Annotated in this window: 4 protein-coding genes; all 4 read left to right on the forward strand. The window is 45.9% G+C overall.

Annotated features, from left to right (window positions below; translation table 11 throughout):
- Positions 1-263: 263 nt before the first annotated feature.
- Positions 264-866: an NYN domain-containing protein gene (locus tag AB4589_RS01265; RefSeq protein WP_372099119.1), complete on the forward strand. Its 603-nt coding sequence runs from the start codon at positions 264-266 to the stop codon at positions 864-866.
- Between the two features lie 143 nt (positions 867-1,009).
- Positions 1,010-2,032, forward strand: a complete 1,023-nt coding sequence (locus AB4589_RS01270; RefSeq protein WP_210443505.1) for an IS110 family transposase — start codon at positions 1,010-1,012, stop codon at positions 2,030-2,032.
- A gap of 425 nt (positions 2,033-2,457) precedes the next feature.
- Positions 2,458-3,345 (forward strand): tyrosine-type recombinase/integrase, encoded by an 888-nt coding sequence (locus AB4589_RS01275; protein WP_372099120.1) that lies wholly within the window; start codon positions 2,458-2,460, stop codon positions 3,343-3,345.
- Positions 3,342-3,960, forward strand: a 619-nt coding sequence (locus tag AB4589_RS01280) for a transposase zinc-binding domain-containing protein (RefSeq protein ID WP_372099121.1), incomplete at its 3' end; no start/stop codon positions are given. The genes AB4589_RS01275 and AB4589_RS01280, both read left to right, overlap by 4 nt.

Genomic DNA, 3,960 nt, shown 5'->3' on the forward strand with positions numbered 1-3,960 from the left:
CAACACCTTAATCCTTATTCGTTATGTTGATGTTCTTAGGGTTCCAGATCAAGCATGACACAAAATTTTCTTGAATTTTATTTTGAAATCTATATCATTCCCGTCCGTTGAATCAATGCATACCGCTATTATTTTTATAAACATACTTGCAACATACCCTAAGGTTGGGCTAAGGTGTTTATATAGCGATACGATAACAACCCAAACATACAGCCTTTGGCGACTCCTCCCACAATACGGGAAGTGACGACCCAGACATGAACATGGATCCAGAAAAACTTGCCAAAGAAATGTGGCACTACTGGATCAAACACGTTGATAGAAGAAACGGTGAGGAGCTATACCGCATATACTTCTATGACTGCCCACCTTTACACCAAAAAGCGCACCACCCTATTACAAACAAACAAATTGATTTTGCTAAAAGTGACATCACAAAATACAAAAATGCGCTACATGAAGCTTTAACGCATCAGCCATATGTTGCATGCAGAATGGGGCACTTAAGTACCACAGACAAAGAGTGGGGGTTTATTCGTAAGGATAAAGTCCACAACTTCAATAAAATAATTCGTGGTGAAGTAGATCCCAAAGACATTGACCCAAACAATGTCTCGTTGCGCCCACGCCAAAAAGGCGTTGATATGAAACTTGGCGTCGATATTACGAGCGTTGTATTAAAGAAACTAGCTAATAAAATTGTGTTGATTTCAGGTGACAGCGACTTCGTTCCAGCAGCAAAACTGGCTCGCATTGAAGGCGCTCACTTCATACTTGATGCTATGGGAAGAAGCGTAAAAGGCGATTTAGCAGAGCATATTGACGGTTTAAAAACTTTTGTAAGCCATTTAAAACCAAAGAAATAATGATTTTTGAGGCACTATTCGTGCCTCATAGTTCACCTGCAACATAACGCCAAATTAAGGTGATGAGATGGTCTCCCCCTACCACTTCACATGACTGTAAGCCATGCTTGGAGTGTTCAGGTCCGAAGTAATAGGAGAAGACCATGACTCAGCATAAAATCATCGGCATCGATTTAGCAAAAAATATCTTCTTTCTTTTTGAAATCAATCATAAAGGGAAGAACCTTTGCCGTAAAAAACTTCAACGAAGTAAACTACTTAGTTACATCGCCAATAAAGCACCCTGTACTATCGCCATGGAAGCTTGTTCCGGCGCACACTACTGGGCTCGTGAATTCTCTCAGTTCGGTCACGAAGTCATACTCTATGCACCCCAGCATGTGAAAACTCAAAGGCGTAAACAGAAAAACGACTATAACGACGCCGAAGCCATTGCCGAAGTCGCGCTCTACAAAAGACCTCACCCTGTGCCTCATAAATCCGTCGAGCAACAAGACATCCAATCTCTTATTCGAATGAGACGTCTGCTCGTCACTGAAAGAACTCGTATCGTTAATCAAGTGCGTGGCCTTATCTCTGAATACGGCATCATTATGCCCAAAGGAGCCGCGGCTTTCAGAAAGGCCATACCCGAAATACTCGAGAACGATGAAAACCAACTGTCTTGTATATTAAGAGAACTGCTATCCCATCAGTACGAACGATATTTATACATCGACGAACAAGTAAAATGGTTCGACGATAAACTTAACCAAACCATCAAGCAGTTCGAAAACGCAAAGCGACTCATGTCTATTCCAGGCTTTGGACCACTCACTAGCCAAGCCGTTGCAGTATGGCTTGGCTCTGGACAACAGTTCAAAACCGGTAGAGATGCCTCCGCCGCAATGGGGCTTGTACCAAAGCAAGATACCAGCGGCGACAAAGTCATTCTTCTAGGAATAACCAAAAGAGGCAACACGTATATCCGCTCCCTTCTCGTTCATGGAGCAAGAGCAGCGTTGAGGCGCGCCAAATTTAAATCCGATAATCTCAGTAAGTGGATGCTTGAACTCCAAGAGCGACGAGGGCCAAACAGAGCCGCTGTCGCTTTAGCAAACAAACTCATGCGCATAGCGTGGGCCGTTATAACTAAAAATGAAGAGTATCAACCAAAACAAAGCTAATGATGATCACCAACCCTTTGCAAAGTACGTAGTAAGATGAATAACAGGATAAATCCTACACGTTGAAAACCTTATACTCACACTGTCTTATAAAGTCGATAAGGTGATTAGGACTTCGTGTTCGACTTCCTCATCTTGGCCAAGGCAATAGCCGCTCAACAGGCCGTATATATGGAAGTTAACCTGCACTTTTAATCATACTGCTGACTTGCAAAACTGGGGGAGACCATATATGTGAGCAACACTATACCGATGCTTCCGCATGCCACCTTAAACACAAAACGCAACGCATAGCAAAAATGCCAAGCGTTGCGAATCACTCTTAAACAGATTGTTGAACGAAGCCGCTGCGCGGCAGAGTAAAGCGAGTGCAAGCCATACTCTTGTAACACCATCATTTGGATGGTCGTTGACAGGAGTAACTTATGAACCCCACCGACTTAAAACGCTACAACGCCCTTTATGAACAACACCTTACCAACCTAAAGCTGCAAGGTAAACGACCCGCGACCATTGATGCCTATTCTCGTGCGGTTCGTCGGATCACCGCTCATTTCGATCGCGTCCCTGACACATTAACCACGGCCGATCTCAAACAGTTCTTCGCGTCTCTTATCCAAACCCACTCGTGGAGCACCATTAAACTCGATCGTAATGGCTTGCAGTTTTTCTATCGCTACACACTGGGTAAACAGTGGGAGTGGCTCAATATCGTGAAGCCGCCACAAGTGAAACGACTGCCCGACATACTCACACCGCAACAAGTCAGCTCACTGATTAACCACACGCGACAAGCCCGTTATCAAGTCTTCTTCTTAACTCTTTACAGCATGGGATTACGCCTTGGTGAAGGGCTCAATCTCACGGTTCACGATATCGACAGCCAAACGATGCGGGTTCACATACGCGAAGGAAAAGGCGGCAAAGACCGAATGGTGCCGCTTCCTCTGCGAACGCTTAAGGCACTCCGCACACACTGGCTCAGCCACAAGCACCCTCGCTTACTGTTTCCCGGGCTTGGAAAAGGTGACGACGCACCGATGGACAGAGGCGGTATTCAAAAAACCATGAAGCTTGTGCTCAAAGAGTGTGACATCCAAAAACACGCCAGCCCCCACTCTCTCAGACACTGCTTTGCAACGCACTTGCTTGAGCAAGGGCTTGACCTGCGTTCACTGCAAACGCTGCTGGGTCACGCAAGCCTTAATACCACTGCCCGTTACACCCGAATGACTACGCTAAAACAACGCGATGCTGCGATGGCCATCAACCATTTAACTGATGCTCTAGACTTAACGGGGAGCATTACATGAGTACCTTTATTGAACTGCTTCGCCAACATCACTCTGCGCTTAAGCGTCACTATCATGCGCAGATGAATGGCGATATGCATCGGGCTATTGGGGCGATGCTACGTTGTAAAACAGAGCAACAAGGTCGCTCACAATGGTTTTGCAGCCACTGCCATCACGACGACCGATTACCGCTTTCTTGTGGTCACCGCCACTGCCCTCAATGCCAACAACGCACCACTTCTGACTGGCTACAACGTCAGCAACAAAAGCGGTTGCCTGTTCACTATTTCATGGTGACCTTCACTTTACCGTATCAACTAAGGGTTTTAGCAAGGCATCAACCTAAAGCGACATATAACGGTATGTTTAAGGTGGCATCGGGGGTTTTAAAGGACTTTGCGAAAAGACAGATGCAAGGTGAACTTGGGTTTACCGCCGTGCTGCATACCCACAGTCGGCAACGAAACTTGCACCCACACCTGCACATTATTGTGGCGGCAGGCCAATACGACCCATCAAGACAAACCTGGCACAAAGGCAACAAGCATTACCTTTTTAACGTGTTTGCTTTGGCCAAAGTCTGGCGAGCAAGAATGCTAGAGGCCATTAATCAACACCCAACGTTGTGGCTGC

Source organism: Vibrio sp. 10N.222.49.A3 (assembly GCF_041475145.1).
Taxonomy (GTDB): domain Bacteria; phylum Pseudomonadota; class Gammaproteobacteria; order Enterobacterales; family Vibrionaceae; genus Vibrio; species Vibrio tasmaniensis_A.

Bases quoted from the DNA above. Each gene is read 5' to 3' on its own strand.
- AB4589_RS01265 (WP_372099119.1), top strand. From the start codon at position 264: ATGGATCCAGAAAAACTTGCCAAAGAAATGTGGCACTACTGGATCAAA.
- AB4589_RS01270 (WP_210443505.1), top strand. From the start codon at position 1,010: ATGACTCAGCATAAAATCATCGGCATCGATTTAGCAAAAAATATCTTC.
- AB4589_RS01275 (WP_372099120.1), top strand. From the start codon at position 2,458: ATGAACCCCACCGACTTAAAACGCTACAACGCCCTTTATGAACAACAC.